The 18,643-nt window shown below is 73.0% G+C and carries 20 protein-coding genes; 5 read left to right on the forward strand and 15 right to left on the reverse strand.

Annotation, left to right across the window (positions count from 1 at the left end; genetic code table 11):
* Positions 1–106 precede the first annotated feature (106 nt).
* A complete protein-coding gene (locus HF526_RS07790) occupies positions 107–1,036 on the forward strand; it encodes an IniB N-terminal domain-containing protein (RefSeq protein WP_211176907.1) in 930 nt (309 codons plus the stop codon).
* Between the two features lie 88 nt (positions 1,037–1,124).
* Here the strand turns inward: HF526_RS07790 and hypF are convergent, their stop codons facing one another.
* The 12 genes from hypF to HF526_RS07850 form a co-directional block, all read right to left on the reverse strand.
* Positions 1,125–3,554, reverse strand: a complete 2,430-nt coding sequence (hypF, locus tag HF526_RS07795) for a carbamoyltransferase HypF (protein WP_169380664.1) — start codon at positions 3,552–3,554, stop codon at positions 1,125–1,127.
* Positions 3,551–4,204 carry an SIS domain-containing protein gene (locus HF526_RS07800; RefSeq protein ID WP_169380666.1) on the reverse strand — a complete coding sequence of 218 codons (654 nt, stop codon included), beginning with the start codon at positions 4,202–4,204 and terminating at the stop codon, positions 3,551–3,553. The genes hypF and HF526_RS07800 overlap by 4 nt, the downstream gene beginning before the upstream one ends.
* On the reverse strand, positions 4,201–4,431 hold the full coding sequence (locus HF526_RS07805) for a HypC/HybG/HupF family hydrogenase formation chaperone (RefSeq protein ID WP_169380667.1): 231 nt from the start codon (positions 4,429–4,431) through the stop codon (positions 4,201–4,203). The genes HF526_RS07800 and HF526_RS07805 overlap by 4 nt, the downstream gene beginning before the upstream one ends.
* Positions 4,428–4,997, reverse strand: coding sequence for an SIS domain-containing protein (locus tag HF526_RS07810; RefSeq protein WP_169380668.1), 570 nt, complete (start codon positions 4,995–4,997; stop codon positions 4,428–4,430). Before HF526_RS07810 ends, HF526_RS07805 begins: the two co-directional genes overlap by 4 nt.
* The gene (locus tag HF526_RS07815) at positions 4,906–5,361 is read right to left on the reverse strand and encodes a helix-turn-helix transcriptional regulator (protein WP_169380669.1); all 456 of its coding nucleotides are present in this window, start codon (positions 5,359–5,361) and stop codon (positions 4,906–4,908) included. Before HF526_RS07815 ends, HF526_RS07810 begins: the two co-directional genes overlap by 92 nt.
* Before the next feature lie 120 nt (positions 5,362–5,481).
* Positions 5,482–6,297: an MOSC domain-containing protein gene (locus HF526_RS07820; protein ID WP_338051358.1), complete on the reverse strand. Its 816-nt coding sequence runs from the start codon at positions 6,295–6,297 to the stop codon at positions 5,482–5,484.
* Positions 6,294–7,226, reverse strand: coding sequence for an ABC transporter substrate-binding protein (locus HF526_RS07825; protein ID WP_169380670.1), 933 nt, complete (start codon positions 7,224–7,226; stop codon positions 6,294–6,296). The genes HF526_RS07820 and HF526_RS07825 overlap by 4 nt, the downstream gene beginning before the upstream one ends.
* Positions 7,227–7,249: 23 nt before the next feature.
* Positions 7,250–7,969, reverse strand: coding sequence for an ABC transporter permease (locus tag HF526_RS07830; protein ID WP_169380671.1), 720 nt, complete (start codon positions 7,967–7,969; stop codon positions 7,250–7,252).
* Positions 7,966–8,622: an ABC transporter permease gene (locus HF526_RS07835; protein ID WP_338051359.1), complete on the reverse strand. Its 657-nt coding sequence runs from the start codon at positions 8,620–8,622 to the stop codon at positions 7,966–7,968. Before HF526_RS07835 ends, HF526_RS07830 begins: the two co-directional genes overlap by 4 nt.
* Before the next feature lie 13 nt (positions 8,623–8,635).
* Positions 8,636–9,745, reverse strand: coding sequence for an ABC transporter ATP-binding protein (locus HF526_RS07840; RefSeq protein WP_169380672.1), 1,110 nt, complete (start codon positions 9,743–9,745; stop codon positions 8,636–8,638).
* A gap of 155 nt (positions 9,746–9,900) precedes the next feature.
* A complete protein-coding gene (locus tag HF526_RS07845; RefSeq protein ID WP_169380673.1) occupies positions 9,901–12,714 on the reverse strand; it encodes an EAL domain-containing protein in 2,814 nt (937 codons plus the stop codon).
* A gap of 182 nt (positions 12,715–12,896) precedes the next feature.
* Entirely contained in the window at positions 12,897–14,066 is a 1,170-nt protein-coding gene (locus HF526_RS07850; protein ID WP_169380674.1) for an NAD(P)-dependent malic enzyme, read from the reverse strand.
* 215 nt (positions 14,067–14,281) lie between these two features.
* Here HF526_RS07850 and HF526_RS07855 point away from each other — a divergent pair, with 215 nt between their 5' ends.
* Positions 14,282–14,881: a dTDP-4-dehydrorhamnose 3,5-epimerase family protein gene (locus HF526_RS07855; protein WP_169380675.1), complete on the forward strand. Its 600-nt coding sequence runs from the start codon at positions 14,282–14,284 to the stop codon at positions 14,879–14,881.
* Positions 14,882–14,924: 43 nt separating this feature from the next.
* Here HF526_RS07855 and HF526_RS07860 read toward each other — a convergent pair whose 3' ends face one another.
* Positions 14,925–15,371: a S26 family signal peptidase gene (locus HF526_RS07860; RefSeq protein WP_338051360.1), complete on the reverse strand. Its 447-nt coding sequence runs from the start codon at positions 15,369–15,371 to the stop codon at positions 14,925–14,927.
* 29 nt (positions 15,372–15,400) lie between these two features.
* On the opposite strand from HF526_RS07860, the gene sodN reads away from it, so the two are divergent.
* Positions 15,401–15,817 carry a superoxide dismutase, Ni gene (gene sodN / locus HF526_RS07865; protein WP_169380676.1) on the forward strand — a complete coding sequence of 139 codons (417 nt, stop codon included), beginning with the start codon at positions 15,401–15,403 and terminating at the stop codon, positions 15,815–15,817.
* A gap of 62 nt (positions 15,818–15,879) precedes the next feature.
* Here sodN and HF526_RS07870 read toward each other — a convergent pair whose 3' ends face one another.
* Positions 15,880–16,236 carry an ArsR/SmtB family transcription factor gene (locus tag HF526_RS07870; RefSeq protein WP_169380677.1) on the reverse strand — a complete coding sequence of 119 codons (357 nt, stop codon included), beginning with the start codon at positions 16,234–16,236 and terminating at the stop codon, positions 15,880–15,882.
* Positions 16,237–16,300: 64 nt separating this feature from the next.
* On the opposite strand from HF526_RS07870, the gene HF526_RS07875 reads away from it, so the two are divergent.
* On the forward strand, positions 16,301–17,344 hold the full coding sequence (locus HF526_RS07875; RefSeq protein WP_169380678.1) for a cation diffusion facilitator family transporter: 1,044 nt from the start codon (positions 16,301–16,303) through the stop codon (positions 17,342–17,344).
* Between the two features lie 9 nt (positions 17,345–17,353).
* Positions 17,354–17,965 carry an acid phosphatase gene (locus HF526_RS07880; protein ID WP_169380679.1) on the forward strand — a complete coding sequence of 204 codons (612 nt, stop codon included), beginning with the start codon at positions 17,354–17,356 and terminating at the stop codon, positions 17,963–17,965.
* Between the two features lie 34 nt (positions 17,966–17,999).
* On the opposite strand, the gene HF526_RS07885 is transcribed toward HF526_RS07880, so the two are convergent.
* On the reverse strand, positions 18,000–18,491 hold the full coding sequence (locus tag HF526_RS07885; RefSeq protein ID WP_169380680.1) for a L,D-transpeptidase: 492 nt from the start codon (positions 18,489–18,491) through the stop codon (positions 18,000–18,002).
* Positions 18,492–18,643 lie beyond the last annotated feature (152 nt).

Genomic DNA, 18,643 nt, shown 5'->3' on the forward strand with positions numbered 1-18,643 from the left:
TCCCGTGGCCCGCTCCGGCCATAACGTTCCGCCTCGAACACCGGCCCACCTCGGGCACCTCGACTGCCGGCCTCACCGGTCGGCCCCCCATACACGGGAGATCACGATGAGCGCCTCCGTCTCGCTGCTGGACTGGCTGATGAACCTGCTCAAGGACCCGGCCGCCAAGGCCGCCTTCACCCAGGACCCGCAGGGCTACCTGCAGAGCTGCGGACTCGAGCACCTGTCCGCCGAGGACGTGCACGACGCGATCGTGCTGGCCGGCGACCACCAGTCCGCCGACTTCAGCCGGCACTACGACCACACCGCGCCCACGCACCTGGCCCCGCCGCCGCCGGTCCACCCGGCCCCCGGTGAGGACGCCCACGAGGCCGCCGTGCGGTACCTGAACACCTACATCACCAACAACTACATCGACCAGCACGACACGATCGTCGACAACTCGGTCAACCAGCAGATCGACAACCGTGGCGGGCACTTCGACCAGACCATCGACAACCACCCCGTCGTCGCCTCCGGCGCCGGTGCCGTGGCCGCCGGCGGCGACATCGACCACAGCACCGTCACCACCGGCCACGACAACGTCGTCGGCAACGACAACAACGTGGTGCACGGCGACCACGACACCACCGCCTTCGGCAGCGGCTCCGCGGCGAACCTGTCCAACGTCAACGTCGACCACGGCGGCGCCGTGGCGGTCGGCGGCAACGCCGCCGGCAACAGCCAGGACAGCCACAACGAGCTGAACAACTTCGGCAAGGGCTCGATCAACACCGCCGACCACGGCAGCACCGCGTCCCAGGCGGTCAGCGCCACCCACACCGACAGCCACAACGACTCCAGCACCCACGTGGACAACCACAGCACCACGGACAACCACAGCGTCGTCGACACGAACTCGCACAACGACACCGACACGACGACCACGCTGGACTCGCACAACGACACCCACACCGAGCTGGCCTCGCACAACACCAGCAGCGTCGACTCGCACGACACCAGCCACGTGCTCGCCGACAACCACTTCCACGCCTGAGACCAGGCCAGCACGACCGAACGCCCGGCCCGCGCACCGCGGGCCGGGCGCTCGCCGTATCAGCAGGCCCGCAGACGGTGGCGCGCCCTCACCCCGTGCCCGTGATCGCACCTGCGACGGCGACCTGCCCCAGGCTGATGCCCCCGTCGTTGCACGGCACCCGGGAATGGGCCAGCACCCGCAGCCCGGCGCCCTCCAGGCCGGCGGTGACCCGTTCCAGCAGCAACAGGTTCTGGAAGACCCCGCCGGACAACGCCACCGTGTCGTGCCCGAGGTCGGCGCACGCGTCGGCGGCGGCGGCCACCAGGACTGCGGCGAGTCCGTTGTGGAAACGGGCCGAGATCACACGTATGTCTACTGTGGATACCAGGTCGGCGACGACGCCGCGGACGAGGTCGCTGCCCCGGATCAGCTCTCCGTCCCGGCCCGCCGGGTAGCCCCCGCACACACTCGCGTCGGCGGCCTGCTCCAGCTCGATCGCCGCCTGCCCCTCGTAGTTGACCCGGTCGCGCACCCCGATGAGCGCGGCGACCGCGTCGAACAGCCGGCCCGCGCTCGTGGTGATCGGGACGCCGACCCCGGACGAGAGCAGCCGCTGCACCGCCCCCCACTGCGCGCTGTTGCGCCGGGCCACATCGAGACCGGAGGCGTCGACCCCGGCCGCGCGCAGCCACGACACCGCCGTCCGCCACGGCTGCCGGATCGCCGTCGTCCCACCGGGCAGCGCGACCGGCTCCAGGTACGCGAGCCGCCGGAAGCCGGTCAGCGACACCTCCATCACCTCGCCGCCCCACAGCACCCCGTCGGTGCCGTAGCCCAGCCCGTCACAGGCGATCCCGACCACCGGCCCCGTCTCACCGTGCTCGGCCAGGCACGCGGCGAGGTGCGCATGGTGGTGCTGCACCCCGACGAGCTCGACGCGCTCGTCCCGCTCGGCCACCCCGAGCGCGAACTTCGTGGACAGGTACTCCGGGTGCAGGTCGTGCGCGAGCAGCACCGGGTCGACGTCCAGCAGCCGGCCCAGGTGCGCGATGCCGTCGGTGTAGGCCCGCAGGGTCTGCGCGTTCTCCAGGTCGCCGATGTGATGCGAGCAGAACGCGTCGGCCCCGCGCAGCAGGCAGAACGTGTTCTTCAGCTCGGCGCCGCAGCCCAGCACGGGCTGTGACGCCGACAGCATGAGCCGCAGCGGCTCCGGGGTGTAGCCGCGCGATCGCCGGATCGGGTACGTCCGCCCACGCACCACCCGCAGCACCGAGTCGTCGGCGCGGGTGCGGATCGGCCGGTCGTGGGTGAGGTAGGCGTCGGCGATCCCGGCGAGCCGGACGGCGGCGTCGTCGTCGAGGTGGGCAATCGGCTCGTCGGAGACGTTCCCGCTGGTCAGCACGATGGGCGCGCGCAGGTCGTCGAGCAGCAGATGGTGTATCGGGGTGTAGGGCAGCAGCAGCCCGAGGTGCGCGTTGCCCGGCGCCACCGACGGCGCGACCCCGTCCACCGGGCGCCGGCGCAGCAGCACGATCGGCGCCCGCCGCGCCGTCAGCTCGGCCTCCTCGACCGGGCCGGTCACGCACAACGCGCGCACCGCCGCCAGATCCGGTGCGAGGACGGCGAACGGTTTGTCCTCGCGGTGCTTGCGCGCCCGCAACGCCGCGACGGCCGTCTCGTCGGTGGCCAGTACGGCCAGGTGGTAGCCACCCAGTCCCTTGATCGCGACGACCGCCCCGGCCCGCAACGCCGCCGCGGCCGCCGTGATCGGGTCCGGACCAGCCGCGGTGTCGATTACGCGGCCCGCCGCGGTGCCCACCTCGCGGCCCGCCGCGGTGCCCACCTCGCGGCCCGCCGCGGTGCCGACCTCGCGGCCCGCCGCGGTGCCAACCTCGCGGCCCGCCGCGGTGAACCGCAGCGTCGGGCCGCAGTCCGGGCAGCACACCGGTTGCGCGTGGAACCGGCGGTCCGACGGGTCGTGGTACTCCGCCGCGCAGGCGGCGCACATCGGGAAGCCGGCCATCGTGGTGACCGCCCGGTCGTAGGGCACGTCGGTGACGATCGTGAACCGCGGACCGCAGTTCGTGCAGTTGACGAACGGGTGCCGGTAGCGGCGGTCGGCCGGGTCACGCAGCTCGGCCAGGCAGTCGGCGCACGTCGCGGTGTCCGGAGAGATCAGCGTCGCGCGCCGGCCGTTCGACGCGCTGGCCGCGATGGCGAACGTGCTGTCGCCACACACCGCGATCCCGGTCGCGCTCACCCCGGTCACCAGAGCCAGCGCCGGCGGCCGTTCGCGCAGTGCCACCAGCAGCGCGTCCAGCGTGGCGCCGCAGCCCTCGGCCTCGATGACCACACCCGACTCGTCGTTGCCCACGAAACCGGTCAGTCCCAGCTCGCGGGCCAGGGTGTGCACGAACGGCCGGAACCCGACGCCCTGCACGATCCCGCTCACCCGCACCCGCCACCGCTGCACCCCCAGCGGGCTCGTCGCGGTGTCCGGGCCGGCGGAATCGCGATGAGGCTGCCGAACGCTCATGGGCTGCCGAGCGCGCGCTGCACGAGCTCCCAGAGGACCTGGTAGACGGTCGTCTGCGCTTCCTGGATCCGGTGCACCGACACCGACGGCATGACGAACAGATGATCGATCTCGCCGCGCTCGGCGGCATCCGCCATCGCCCCGCCGGAGTAGCCGGCCAGCCCCACGGTCAGCATCCCGCGCTCGCGCGCCGTGGCCAGTCCGCGCAGCACGTTCGCCGATCCACCGCTGGTGGACAGCCCGAACGCGATGTCCGCCTGCCGACCGGCGGCGGCCAGCGGGCGGGCGAACACGACGTCGAAGCCGATGTCGTTGGCCAGCGCGGTGAGCGTCGCGACGTCGGACGGCAGGGCCATCGCGGGCAGCGGCCGCTGGCCCGGGCCGGGGTCGGCGTACAGCGCCGCGACGGCCATCGCATCCGTGCTCGACCCACCATTGCCGAACGCGTACAACCGACCGCCACGGGTGAACCGTGCCGCCATCGCCGACGCGCACGCCGCGAGCGCGTCGGCCTCGGCGGCCAGCACCTCCTCGCGCAGCCGCCCGATCTCGGCGACCTTCTCCCGGGTGGAGCGGGCGACGTCGGCGAGCAGTTCGGCCCGGTCCGCCGAGCCCGCGTGCAGGAACGGGTAGAGCGATTCGGTGCTCACGACTGCGGCGCCACCCTCCCGATCGCTTCCCCGGCGTGCACGAGCACCACGTCACCGACCCCCGCGTCGACCAGCGCGATGCTCACCTCCTCCTCCGTTCCCGCCCCGGCGCCGGTGTCGACGAGCGCGAGACCGTCGCCGAGCAACCGGGTCACCGTCACCGCGACGGCGGTGTCGGAGCAGGTGATGCAGGTCGGGCCGGGGCACTGCTCCGGCGGAGCGTTCATCCGAGCACCTCCGGCGCGTCGAGGAAGACGTGCACCAGTTCCCAGAGCACGTGGTAGGCCGTCACCTGGGCCTCCCGGACCACCCGCGGGTCGTCCGACGGGGTCACGATCACGTGGTCGAGGCCCGGCACCCGCGCGACCGCACCGCCGTCACCACCGAGAAGCGCGACGGTGAGCAACCCGCGCCGGGCCGCCGCCGCCATCGCCTCGACCAGCACCGGCGCGCCGCCGTCCGCGGAGAAGGCGAGCGCGATGTCCTCCGGCTCGCCGAACAGCTCGACGGCGGCCGCGGACCCACCGCCGGGAAGGGCCAGCGCCGGCAGCGCCCGCTTGCCCACGATCACCGGGTGCACGAACTCGACGACGACGTGCGCGACGTCGGCCGCCGCGGGCCCGGTCCCCAAGGCCAGCAACCGGCCGCCCCGGTGAAACCGGCGCGCCATCGCATGGCAAGCCGCGGCGAGCGCGTCGGCGTCAGTGCCCAACGCGACGATCGGCGCGCTGCGTCGCGCGAACGCCGTCGCCACGTGTCCGGCCGTCAGTTCGGTCAAGTCGACGCTGGTCATCGGCCACCCCCTCGTGTCCCAGCAGCCGGTCGGCCGCGACCACGCGGGCATAGCGCTCCAGGAAGACGTGCAGCACCTCGTGGATGTGCTCGAGGCCGTGGGCCTGCGCGTCCAGGCAGGCCAGCCCGTCCGGGGTCACGTGATACGTCCGCCGGGCCGGCCCCACGTCGGAGGTATGCCACTCCGACCGGACCAGTCCCTGCCGTTCCAGACCGCGCAGCGCGCGGTAGACGCCACCGGCGTCGCCGTCGCCGTCGTGCATCGGCCGCAACCGGGCCGCGAGTTCGTACCCGTGGTCCGCTTGCTCCCGAAGGAGCAGCAGCAGACATGGCTGCAGGAAATTCCTGGGCTCGAGTTCGGCCATCGGTGTAGGCCCCCGGGTCGGCGGTGGTGGACGCCTGACCGCCCGATGCTCCCACCAGGTGACACATATCACAAGGTAGCTGGCCCCATCCGTCAGCCGAGCGTCCTCAACGCCGCGCCCTCACCGCAGAACGACCTCGTCGCCCTCCCGGATCGTGCCACCGTCGATCACCTCGAGGTAGACCCCGGCGCAGGGCAGCACCCCGAAGCCGGGCACCTCGACACGGTTGCCGCCGAGCAGCGGCCGCAGCGCCTGTGGTTCCCGGGGCAGGCCGCCGTGCTCCAGCGTCGGCACCGAGCAGCGCGGCGTGGGCAGCGAGCCGCGCGCCCGCACCTCGCCGATCCGCAACTCGCGGCCGACCCACTCGTTCTCGGCGAATGCGGGACAGCCCGCGTGAGTCGCGACGACGACGTTGGGCCGGTACCGGATGGCCTCGACGCCGATCCGGTCCAGCGTCGCGGTGGTGATCAGATGCAGCGGCGCGTAGTCGACGAACGTCGCACCCGGTGCACCCTGCGAGATCTCCAGGATCTCGAAGTCGACCTCGGCGTCGACGCCGTGCTCCAGCACGTCCTCCGGCGCGGGCCGCTCGACCTGCGCCCCCGGCGGCCGCTCGGCGGCCAGCCGCACCGCACGGCCGAGCAGCCCGGACAGCAGGTCGTCGATGCCGTCGTCGCCTGCCGCCACGGTGCGCCCGTCGGGCAGTGTGATGCGCACCGCGCCCGGGCCGCCGGACGCGGCGTACGACAGCAGCGAGCGCCACAACCGCGGGTGCTTGGCCGTCGCGACCCGGCCGGTCTCGACGTCGAGCAGGGCGAGCCGGCGATCCCCGTCGACCCCCCGCTCGTCGACCTCGACGCTGCCGACGTCCTCGCCGAGCATCGACTTGACCGGGTAGCGGCGCAGCGCGGACACCGCGCCGATCACGTCGGTCACGCCAGCCCGTTCTGGCTCAGCCAGTTCTTGGCCACGGTCGCGACGGGCGGCTTCTGGTCGCTGGCGGCCTCGGCGTTGAGCTTGGTCAGCTCGGCGGTCGTGAGCTTGGCCGAGATGCCGTTGAGCACCTGCTTGACGGTGTCGCTGGCCTTGGCCTTGTTGATCAGTGGCACGACGTTCTGCGCGGCGAAGTTGCTCTTCGGGTCGTCGAGCACGACGAAGTCGTTGGCCACGATCGAGGGGTCGGTGGTGAACAGGTCGGCGGCCTGGACGTCACCGTTCTTCAGCGCCGAGACCGTGAGCGGGCCTCCGGCGTCGAGCGCGCGGTACTCCTTGAACGTGCAGTTGTAGGTCTTCTGGATGCCGGGGATGCCGTCGGGCCGGGTCTGGAACTCCGGCGGGCCGCCGAAGACCAGCTGGCCGCAGTTCGGCGCGAGGTCGGCGATGGACCTGGCGCCCAGCCGGGTCGCGGTCTCCCGGGTGACGACGACGGCGTCCTTGTCCTCGGCCGCCGACTTGTCGAGCACGGTGAGGTTCTGCGGCAGCGCGCTCTGCAGCGCGGTGTAGACGGCGTCGGGCGCGGTCTCGGTGGCGTTCTTGTTCAGGTACTGCAGCAGCACACCGGTGTACTCCGGGATCAGGTCGATCGATCCGTCCTGCAGGCCCGGGAAGTAGGTCTCCCGGCTGCCGATGTTCAGCTTCTTCTCCACCTGGACGCCCTTGGCCTCCAGCGCCTGCGCGTAGATCTCGCCCAGGATCTGGCTCTCGGTGAAGTTCGCCGAGCCGACGATGATCTTGTCGGCCGACGCGCTGCCGGAGCTGCCCGAACCGCTGTTCGCGAGCGGGTTGCCGCCCCCGCCGCAGGCGGTGAGGGCCAGAGCGGCGATGGCGGTCAGGGCGGCCGTCCGCGCGATCAGGGAGCGTCTCATGTCTGGTCCTCCGTGGTCGGTGGTCACGCCGCGGGTGCGGCGTCGGCGGTCTTGGGGGTGCGGACGGCTCGCAGCCGTCCCCGGCCGGCCGGGACCACCTGCAGTCCCGGTGAGACGAGCAGCTTCTGCAGCCCGGCGAGCAGCAGGTCGCACGCGATCGCGAGCGCGGCGACGAGCACCGAACCGGCGATCATCTTGGGGTAGTCGCGGACGGACAGACCGTCGATGATGAACCGGCCCAGGCCGCCGAGACCGACGTAGGCGGCGATCGTGGCGGTGGCGATGACCTGCAGGACCGAGCTGCGCACGCCGCCGATGATCAGCGGCAGGGCGTTGGGCAGCTCAACCTTCCACAGGATGTCGCGCCCACGCATCCCCATGCCGCGCGCCGCGTCGACCACGGCGGCGTCGACGTTGCGCACTCCGGCGTACGCGCCGGCCAGGATCGGCGGCACAGCCAGGACGAGCAGCGCGACGAGCGGGCCGGTCAGACCCAGACCGACCAGGCCCACCACCAGGACCAGCAGCCCCAGCGTGGGCAGCGCGCGCAGCCCGTTCGCGAGACCGACGATGACGAACCCGCCCCGGCCGGTGTGCCCGATCCAGGCGCCGACGGGGATGGCGAACCCCAGCGCGATCAGCATGGTGAGGGCCATGTAGCCGAGGTGCTCGACCAGCCGCTGCGGGACGCCGTCCACCCCGGTCCAGTGCGCGGGGTCGAACAGCCAGCTGAAGTAGTTCATGTCGCCCTTCCCGCGGCCTGGCCGATGCGGTCCCACGGGGTGAGCGCCCGGCCGAGCAGCAGGATCAGTCCGTCGACCACCAGTGCCATGATCAGCACGAGCAGGATTCCGGCGATGATCTCCTGCGGGATGTCACGCTGGAAACCGTCGGTGAACATCTTGCCCAGCCCGCCGAACCCGATCACCGAGCCGACCGTGACCAGGCTGATGCTCGACACCGCGGCGACGCGAAGACCCGCCAGGATGACCGGGATCGCCATCGGCAGTTCGACGGCGACGAACCGCCGCGCCGGGGTGTAGCCCATCGCCGTGGCCGCGTTGACGATGACCGGCGGGACGGCACTGAGCGCGTCCGCCACCGTGCGCACCAGCAGTGCCACGGTGTAGACGGTCAGCGCGACGATCACGTTGAGCGGGTCGAGGATCTGGGTCCCGAGCACGAGCGGCAGCATCACGAACAGCGCCAGCGACGGGACGGTGTACATCAACCCGGCCAGATTGATCGTGATCGTGCGTCCGGCGCCGGTGCGGTTGGCCAGCCAGCCCAGCGGGATCGCGATGACCAGCCCGAGCACGACCGGGAGCAGCGCGAACCACAGGTGCTCGACAGTGAGGTCCCTGATCATCTCCAGGTTGCCCAGTACCCAGGTCACGCCGCGACCTCGATCACGCCGCCGCCCCGTCCCGGCGGGCGTCGGCCAGTGCCCGCAGCACGTCGTCGGCGCCGACGGAGCCGACCACGCGGCCGTCGCCGTCCACCGCGACGCCCCGTCCGGACGGCGAGGACAACGCGGCGTCCAGCGCGCTGCGCAGCGAACCGGAGTCGGAGTCGTAGAGCGAGCCGCCCGGGATGAGCAGGTCGGCGGTCAGCACGCCGTCGGTGCCGGGCAGCTCGGTGCCGTGCAACCAGCCCTGTGGGCGCCGCTCGCCGTCGACGACGAGGGACCAGCCCTCGCGCACGCCCGCCTGCCGCAGCGAGCTGCCCAGCTCGACGGTGCGCAGCTCGCCGATGGGCAGCCCGTCGGAGGACAGGAAACCCAGGCCGCGGTAGCCGCGGTCGCGGCCGACGAAGGTGTCGACGAAGTCGTCGGCGGGGCGGGCGAGCAGCACCCCCGGCTCGTCGTACTGGGCCAGCACGCCGCCGGTCCGGAACACCGCGACCTTGTCGCCCAGCTTGATGGCCTCGTCGATGTCGTGGGTGACGAACACGATCGTCTTGCCCAGCTCCGACTGCAGCCGCAGCAGTTCGTCCTGCAGACTCTCCCGGACCACCGGGTCGACGGCGCTGAACGGCTCGTCCATCAGCAACACCGGCGGGTCGGCGGCGAGCGCGCGAGCCACCCCGACGCGCTGCTGCTGGCCGCCGGACAGCTGCGCCGGATAGCGCTTGGCCATCTCCGGGGCCAGGCCGACGAGCTCCATCAGCTCGGCGGCACGCTCCCGGGCCTGCTTCTTGTTCCAGCCGAGCAGCAGCGGCACGGTGGCGACGTTGTCCAGGACCGTGCGGTGCGGGAAGAGTCCCGCCTGCTGGATCACGTAGCCGATGCCGCGGCGCAGCTCCGCCGGGTCACCGGCCATGATGTCCTCGCCGCCCACCAGGATCGTGCCCGAAGTCGGCTCGATCATCCGGTTCACCATGCGCAGTGACGTGGTCTTGCCGCACCCGGACGGACCGACGAACACCGTGATGTGACCGGCCTCGGCCACCAGGTCCAGGTCGTCCACCGCGGTCGTGCCGTCGGGGAACTGCTTGGTGACGCCCCGGAACTCGATCATCCGGGCGACCTCCGTCTTCGCCGCCGGCCCCTTGCAGGCCGTCTCGTTCGGCAGAGGCTAACCCGATCGGACGGTACCTGCGAGCGCTGTGACCTGACCGCGACCAGGCCCGTTCGGCTCGGCCACCGGCCGTGGGGTGCCGTTCCGGGGCGGCCTCAGGCGCCGATCGCCGCAGCCGGCGTCGGCAGCCGGCCCCCCTCGAGCAACCGGCGCATCGCGTCCGCAGCCAGCGACTTCGAGAACAACCATCCCTGGTAGGCGTCGACCCCGATGCCGCGCAGGACGTGGAACTGCTCGGCCGTCTCGACGCCCTCGGCGACCGTCGTCCGCCCCATCGCGCGGGCCATGTCCACCACCGCGCGGGCCACCGCGAAGTCGGCAGGGTCACTCCCGACGCCGGTGACGAACGCCCTGTCGACCTTGACGGTCTGGGCCGGCAGTTCCTTGAGCCGGGCCAGCGACGAGTAGCCGGTGCCGAAATCGTCGACCGCGAACCGGACCCCGCGGCCGACCAGCCCGTCCATCGCCGCGAGCGCGTGCGGCGGCAGTGCGACGAGGCTCGTCTCCACCAGTTCCAGCACGAGCTGGTCCCAGGACAGCCCGCTCGCCTCGACGGTCGCCGTCACCACGGCCAGGAAGTCGGAGTCACCGGGCAGCAACCCGGCCAGGTTCACCGCCACCGCGATCCGCCGGCCGCGGTGGACCGGCCAGCCCGCCGCCTCCCGGGCCGCCGTGCGCAGCACCCACATGTCCAGGTCGCGCAGCAGCCCGCCGCGCTGCGCCACCGGCAGGAAGTCGGCCGGGGAGATCATCCCGCGCTCCGGGTGCGGCCAGCGGACGAGCGCCTCGGCGCTGAGCACGGTGCCGTCCGGGGCGACCACCGGCTGGTACTCCAGGACCAGCCGGTCGTCGGCGATCGCGGCCCGCAGCTCGGCCTCCAGTTCCAGCTGCCGGGTGGCCGAGTGGACGACGCCGTCGGTCGCCACCCCGATCCCGCCGCGGGACCGCCGCTTCGCGTCGTGCATCGCGACCTCGGCGAAGCGCAGCAGGTCCGCAGCGCGCACGTCGCCGGTCGTCGCGGGCATCGCCAGTCCGACCGACGCGGTCAGGTGCACCGGCCGCCCGTACACGGTGACCGTGGTCCGCAGCAGATCAGCGACCGTGCGGGCCAGCGCGTCGGGGCCACCGGCCTCACCGTGATCCGAGCAGATCACCACGAACTCGTCGCCGGACAACCGGGCCGCCGTGCAGCCGAACGGCAGCTCGCGCTGCAGCCGCCCGGCGAGCGTGACGAGCAGGTCGTCGCCGGCCTCGTGGCCGAGGGAGGAGTTCACCCGGGCGAAGTCGTCGAGGTCGCCGCAGACCAGCGCGACCTTGTCGCGCCCGGGGCCGGCCAGCAGCCGGTCGACCAGTTCCAGTGCGGCGGCGCGGTTCGGCAGCCGGGTGAGCTCGTCGATCGTTCCCGCGCTGCGCAGCAACTCCGCCGCGCGCCGGCGCTCGCCGATGTCGGTGCAGACCAGCAGCCAGAACTCGCCGCCGTCGTCGGACAGCGACACCGAGACGCCGACCTCGCACCAGACGCGGGTGCCGTCGCCGCGCAGCAGCGGCAGCGCGTCGATCCGGTAGCCGTGCCGGGAACCGGGCGGCACCCGGCGCAGCCAGCCGGGCAGGCCGTCGGCGTCGGCCGGGTCGGGCTCGGCCGACAGCACCGTCGCCGGGGTGCCGCGCAGCCGCTCCAGCGGCACGTCGAGCAGCGCGCACAACGCCGGGTTGGCGTCCACCAGCCTGCCCGCCGGGTCGAGCAGCCCGACACCGGCGGGGACCAGCGACATCAGGTCCTCGAAGCGCTGCACGGAGTGCCGGACCCGGCCCTCCGCCAGCCGCTGCGCGCTGACGTCGCGGACCACGCCGACCAGCCGGACCGGGGAACCGTCGTCGGCCCGCTCGACCTCGGCACGGCAGCTCAGCATCCGATCACCGGGCAGCCGCAGCTCGACGTGGTGGTCGAAGGTGCGGGCGCCGGAGCGCAGCGACTGGCACAGCAGCGCCACCTGCTCGCTCTCGACCGGCCCCGACCGCGAGCCGGGCACACCCTCCGGGTCGATGCCGACCGACCGGTAGAGCTCCTGCAGGGTCTCGCTGCGCCGCAGCGTCGCCGTGGCCAGCTCGTAGCTCCAGGTGCCGACGCGGGCCATCCGCTCCAGCTCGGTCGTCCACCGCCGTTCGGCCTCGCGGACCCGGTCGGAGGCGGTCGCCTCGCCCAGCTCGACGAGCAGCACCGCGTGCAGCCCGCCCGACAGCTCCCAGCGGATCACCCGGACCCGGACCAACTCGCCGTCGCCGCGCACCACGCGGGCGTCGGCATCCGGGCCGACCACCAGCTGGGGCAGGCGCCGGCCCAGTGGACCGGCCTCCGCATCCTCCAACCGGCGGCCGGTGAGCCGGACGAACGCGGGGTTGACCCGCAGGATCCGCTCCGAGCCGTCGCACACCAGCGCGGGCGCGGTCGGGAGCGGCACGGCCTCGATGCCGCCGGGACCGGCCGGCGCCGGCACCGGCCGCCCGAACGCGGCGTCGCGCAGCGCCGGGTGCACCCGCGGGCCCGGGCTCGGCGCGGTCGGCCTGACCGGCTCCGGTTCCGGGCCGGCGGGCGGCGCCTCCACCAGCCGGACGGCGCGGGGATCGGTGACGGGTTCCCCCGCGTTGACGCGCTGGTCGGCGTTCTCCAGCGCGGTCGCACCGGCGGCCGCCTGCGGATCGGAGATGGCCCGGGCCAGCTGGCTGGCGAACCGGGCCGCCTCCGGTCGCACTCCTCGGCCGAAGACCGCCTGCCGGGAGCGTCGCAGGTCGGCCCGGGCCACCGGGTCCGCCGGGAGCCGTCCGTCGCCGGCCGGGCCGGCCGGGCTGTCGCCCTGACCCGGCTCGCCGACGTCGGAGCCCTCACCGAAGCGATGTCCGAGCTCGCTCACGGGCGTTCCCCCCAGGCTGTGCCGACCGGTCATCCGGCACAACGACCAAGTCGCCCAATCGATCCGGCTACTTCCCTCTTTCGCAGTACGTCGCCACGAGTGAGTTACCCCATCTATCCGAACTGAGCGTGATGACTAGTGCCATCCGGAGGAATACCCACAGGTAAGGCCCACGTGAGTGATTACTCTGCGTCAACAGCGGCCGCCACGGCCGCGGCGACAGCCGGCGCCACCCGCGGGTCGAACGGGCTCGGCACGATCCGGTCCGCGGCCAGATCGTCGCGGGCCACCGAGAAGATCGCGTCCGCGGCGGCGAGCTTCATCCGCTCGGTGATCCGCCGCGCGCCCGCGTCGAGCGCGCCGCGGAACACGCCCGGGAACGCGAGCACGTTGTTGATCTGGTTCGGGAAGTCGCTGCGGCCCGTCGCGACGATCGAGGCGTACCGGGCGGCCACCTCGGGGTGCACCTCGGGGTCCGGGTTGGACAGTGCGAACACCATGCCCCGGGGCGCCATCGAGGCCAGCAGCTCCTCCGGGAGCGTCGCGCTCGACAGGCCGACGAACACGTCCGCGCCGGCGAGGGCCTCGGCGACACCACCCGCGACGCGGCGCGGGTTCGTGATCTCGGCGAGCTCGGCCTTGATACCGCCGCGCTCCGGCGTGAGGATGCCCCGCGAGTCGAGCACGACGACGTCCCGGGCACCCGCCGCGAGCAGGATCTTCGCGCAGGCGACCCCGGCCGCACCGGCCCCCGAGATGACGATCTTCAGCGAGGAGAGCTCGCGGCCGTCGACCGCGCAGGCCCCGCGCAGTGCGGCGAGCAGCACGATCGCGGTGCCGTGCTGGTCGTCGTGCATCACCGGGCAGTCCAGCGCCTCGATCAGCTTCGCCTCGAGCTCGAAGCAGCGCGGCGCCGAGATGTCCTCCAGGTTGACCGCACCGAAGCTCGGGCGCAGCCGCACCAGCGTCTCGACGATCTCGTCGACGTCGGTGGTGTCCAGCACGATCGGGATCGAGTCGAGCCCGCCGAAGGTCTTGAACAGCGCCGACTTGCCTTCCATCACGGGCAGCGCGGCACGCGGGCCGATGTCACCGAGACCCAGCACCGCGGTGCCGTCGCTGACCACCGCGACCAGCCGGTCGGTCCAGGTGTACCGCGCCACCAGTGCCGGGTCGGTGGCGATCGCGCGGCTGACGTCGGCGACGCCGGGGGTGTAGGCGATGGCCAGATCGCGCGCGTCGCTCAGCGAGGCGGTGAGACCGGTCGAGAGCTTGCCGCCGCGGTGGGCGTCGAAGATCTCGTCGCGGGTCGGGATCGAGGCAGCGGTGAGCTGCTCGGGAACAATGGTCATCAGAAGGCCTTTCCTCGGGTGCGGTGTCGTCGCGGCGCGACCGGCGCGCCCACTCGCCGTGCACCGGAGGTCGCGGGTATCGGCCCATTCGCGGTGCCGGACGGCCCCTTCCGCAACCGCCGCAGGATGACGCGGTGGCGGCCGAAGGTTCGGCTGTCGGGTACGCGGTGGATGCTACCCGTTGCCGCCCGGGCCCGGCGGTAGCCTTCGTCACCGTGCAGGTGACCGAGTTGGAGATTGCCGGCGCGTGGGTGTTCGAACCCCAGGTCTTCCCCGACGCGCGCGGGCTGTTCGCCGCGCCGTTCCAGTCCGCGGCCTTCCGTGCCGCGCTCGGCTTCGATCTGACCGTCGCGCAGACCAACCACAGCGTGTCGGCGCGCGGCGTGATCCGCGGCGTGCACTTCGCGGACACCCCGCCCGGCCAGGCCAAGTACGTCTACTGCCCGCGCGGGGCGTTGCTCGACGTGATCGTCGACGTCCGGGTCGGCTCGCCGACGTTCGGACAGCATCTCGCCGTGGAGCTCGACGCGTCGTCGTGCCGCGCGGTGTACCTGGCCGAGGGACTCGGGCACGCGTTCGTGGCGCTGACCGACGACACCGTGATGTCCTACCTGTGCTCGACGCCGTACAACCCGGCCGGGGAACACGGGATCTCCCCGCTCGACCCCGAGCTCGGTCTGCCGTGGCCGTCCGATGTGGAGCCGCTCCTGTCCGAGAAGGACTCCACGGCGCCGGGGCTGGCGCAGGCGGCGGCGGACGGGATGCTGCCGAGCTGGGAGGCGTGTACGGGGTGGTACGCGACGCTACGCGGGTAGCGCGCCGGTGATCGTCGTACCGGCCCCGGGACCGAATCGTCGATCACGGCGACGGGACGCCGCTCGCCGGCCCGCGCAGCCGGCCCGGGCGCGGCCACAACCGGCCGCGCACGACGGCCAGCACCTCGGCCGGCCCGAGTTGCCGCGAATCGGTGGAGCCGCAGGGGTTGTCGCCGAGCACCCACCAGCCCGGACCGTCCGCCCGCACCGCACGCTTGACCGACAGCTGCTGCGGGCGTGCCGGCCACCGAACCAGCACCACGTCCCCCGGGCGGACGACACCGCCGAAACGGACGAGCACGACGTCCCCGTCGCCGAGCGTGGGGGACATCGACGGGCCCCGCACGGCCACTCTGCGCAACCGGCCCAACGTGTCCTCCCCCCAGTCCGCGGCCGATGGGGTCGGCGCCCTCGGCGACGACCGGGTGAAGGCGAAGGACGGCACGTCTCCACCCTGTGCCCCCAAGATCCCGAGGGTAGTGTTGGCCACGCCAGAACGATCACCACCAGGGAGGACCCATGGGGATTCTGTCCCGCATTCTCCGCCCGCGGCTGGAGGCCACCGCGCACTGCGACCTCCCCTGCGGCGTGTACGACCCGGCCCAGGCCCGCATCGAGGCCGAGTCGGTCAAGGCGATCCAGGAGAAGTACCAGGCCAACGAGGACCCGGTCTTCCGCGAGCGGGCCATCGAGATCAAGGAGCAGCGCAGCGACCTGGTCAAGCACCACCTCTGGGTGCTGTGGACCGACTACTTCAAGCCGCCGCACTTCGAGAAGTACCCCGAGCTGCACGAGCTGTTCAACAAGGCCACCAAGAAGGCCGGCGGCGGCGAGGGCGGCACCAAGTCCTCGACCGACCCGAAGACCGGCCAGGAGCTGCTCGACTACATCGCCCGGATCGACAAGATCTTCTGGGAGACCAAGCAGGCTGCCTGAGCCCAGCTTCTTCGCAGCGGCGCCGACCACCCGGTCGGCGCCGCTTCGCGTTTCAGCGGCATTCAGTTGTGGTCCGGCGCGCCCGTCAGGTGGTGGTCGACGGCCTCCATGGCCTCCCCCAGCAGCCGCCGCACGTGTCCGCCGCGGGCCCGGTAGAGCATCCGGCGCCCGTCGCGGCGGGCGCCGACCAGACCCGTCATCCGCAGCTTCGCGAGGTGCTGCGAGACCGCCGGCCGGGCCGCGTCCACCTTCTCCGCCAGCGTCCCCACGTCGTGCTCGGCGCCGCAGAGCAACCACAGGATTCGCAGCCGGGTGGGGTCGGCGAGCATCCGGAACGACTCGGCCGCCGCCTCCACGTGCCCGCTGTCGGGTAGCCGTTGCCAGCCCCCGGCAGCTGCACCGTCGTCGCGTGCGTACATGAGCACGTATGGTGGCAGCCGGTCCCGAGCGGGGGGAAGCCCGGGGCCGGGAAGGAGCGGGATCATGAGCGACGGGCACGGGCACGGGCACGGGCACGGGCACGGGCACGGGCACGGGCACGGGCGAGCCAACCCCGCCGCGCGCCTCTGGCGCGCCTCGACGCACCTCCTCACCCCGCACAGCCACGACGCCGCCGACCGGATCGACCCGGCGCTGGAGAGCTCCCGGGCCGGCATCCGGGCCCTGTGGGTCTCGCTGGTCGTGCTCGGGGCGACCGCCGCGTTCCAGGCCGTCGTCGTCCTCGGGTCCGGGTCGGTGGCGCTGCTGTCGGACACCCTGCACAACGTCGCCGATGCGCTGACCGCCGTCCCCGTCGGCATCGCCTTCCTGCTCGGCCGCCGTCCGGCGACCCGGCGGTTCACCTACGGCTACGGGCGGGCCGAGGACGTCGCCGGCATCGTCGTGGTGCTGGTGATCACCGCCTCGGCGATCCTGGCCGGCGTCGAGTCCCTGCGCCGGCTCGCCGACCCCACCGCCATGCGGCACATCGGCGCGGTCGCGGTCGCCGGCGTCGTCGGCTTCATCGGCAACGAGATCGCCGCCCAGGTCCGCATCCGCACCGGGCGCCGGATCGGGTCGGCCGCGCTGGTGGCCGACGGCCTGCACGCCCGCACCGACGCCCTCACCTCCGCAGCCGTCCTGCTCTCCGCGGGCGGTGCGGCGCTCGGCTGGCGCTGGGCCGACCCGGCGATCGGCCTGCTCATCACGGTCGCCATCGGCGCCGTCACCGTGAGCGCGGCCCGGCAGGTGCTCGCCCGGCTCATGGACGCCGTCGATCCCGCGCTCGTCGAGCAGGCCACCACCGCGCTCGGCACCGTCGACGGCGTCGCCGGCGTGGAGCGGGTCCGGTTGCGCTGGATCGGCCACACCCTGCACGCCGAGGTCACCCTCGCCGTCGCGGGGGATCTCTCCCTGGACCGCGCCCACCGCATCGCGCACGCGGCCGAGGACGAACTGATCAGCGCCGTGCCCCGGCTCACCGCGGCAACGGTGCACGCCCATCCCGGCGATCATGTGGTGCTGCAGGACACTCGGATCGGGTCGTAACCTCAAGGAGTGGGTGATGATGGCGAGCCCGGGCGGGTGTTCCTGCTCCGCCACGGGGAGACCGAATGGTCGGCCACCGGCCGGCACACCGGACCGACCGACATCCCGCTGACCGACGCGGGCCGGGAGCAGGCGCGGGTCGCGGGCGAGACCCTGGTCGCGCTACGCGGCCGGGACGCACCGCCACCCGCGCTCGTGCTGAGCAGTCCGCGCGTGCGGGCGCAGGAGACCGCCAAACTCGCCGGCCTGCAGGTCGAGCGCATCGACGAGCGGCTCGCCGAGTGGGACTACGGCGACTACGAGGGCCTGACCACCCCGCACATCCGGCAGACCGACCCCGGCTGGACGGTGTGGAGCCATCCGACGCCCGGCGGCGAGACGGCGGAGCAGGTCACCGCCCGGGCCGACGCGCTGCTGGCCGAGGTGCGGACGGTGCTGCCCCGCGGCGATGTGGTGCTCGTCGGCCACGGCCACTTCAGCCGGGTGCTGATGGCCCGCTGGATCGGCCTGCCCGCGGCGGCCGGCGTCCACTTCGCGATGGACGCCGCCGCCTGGAGCGTGCTGGGCTTCGAGCGCGAGCAGCCCCGGCTCGATCACGTGAACCTGCGCCGCGTCGGCTGACCGCGACCGGGCGCCGGGGCGCCCGGCGCGGCCGTCAGTCGGCGTGCACCTGGACTTCGTCCCCGACCTGCAGGTAGGCGTAGAACGCCTTGGCGTCGTCCATCGTGAGGTGGATGCACCCTGCCGAGTACCGCTGCAGGCTGCCCTCGTGGAATGCCACCCCGCCGTCGGCGAAGAACACCGAGTACGGCATCTCCGCGTGGTTCGGGGAGTCGCTGATGTGGTGCGGGTCCTTCCACTGCACCTTGAACGTCCCGACCGGGGTGGGCTCGTCCGGCGCCCCCGGCATGGTCGGGACGGGTCCGCGCATGACCTTGCCGTCCTGGATCAGCCACGCCTTGCGATGGGCGAGGTCGGCGCACGCCTTGGCGGTCACCGTGCACGGTGTGCCCGGGACCAGTGCCGCACTCGCGTTGCCCGCCGGCGCGGCCTGACCACCGCCCGTCGCGGGCGCCTGGGCGGGCGCGGCCATGGCCACCGTACCCACCAGCAACGTCCCCACTCCGACGGCCGCAGCCGCCGTCATCGCCGCCACCGACCGTCGCGTCCGCGCGCCCGACGTCCTCTTGCGCATTCCCATGAACTGCCCTTCGGCTATCAGTTGGCCCCCACTGTTGGACGAGGCAGATGCCGGAAGGTTGCGCCTTTCGGCTCACAGGTTTCCGTCGTTTGCCGATG

Origin of the sequence: Pseudonocardia acidicola, from assembly GCF_012911935.1 — a bacterium.
GTDB classification, from domain to species: domain Bacteria; phylum Actinomycetota; class Actinomycetes; order Mycobacteriales; family Pseudonocardiaceae; genus Pseudonocardia; species Pseudonocardia acidicola.